The organism is Natrialba aegyptia DSM 13077 (assembly GCF_000337535.1).
Classification (GTDB): Archaea; Halobacteriota; Halobacteria; order Halobacteriales; family Natrialbaceae; genus Natrialba; species Natrialba aegyptia.
In genome coordinates, this window is sequence record NZ_AOIP01000005.1 from 1 (window position 1) to 221 (window position 221).

At 58.4% G+C, this 221-nt stretch carries 1 rRNA gene; it reads right to left on the minus strand.

Annotation, left to right across the window (positions count from 1 at the left end):
• Positions 1 to 221 (minus strand): 16S ribosomal RNA (locus C480_RS00500); the annotation flags it as partial.

A 221-nucleotide genomic window follows, 5' to 3' on the forward strand; every position in this document is an offset into this window, starting at 1 on the left:
CCGCAGGCTCCTCCGGTTGTAGTGCTCCCCCGCCAATTCCTTTAAGTTTCATCCTTGCGGACGTACTTCCCAGGCGGTCTGCTTCACGGCTTCCCTACGGCACAACACAGGCTCGTAGCCTGTGTCACACCTAGCAGACATCGTTTACAGCTCGGACTACCCGGGTATCTAATCCGGTTCGTGACCCGAGCTTTCGTCCCTCACCGTCGGATCCGTCTTCC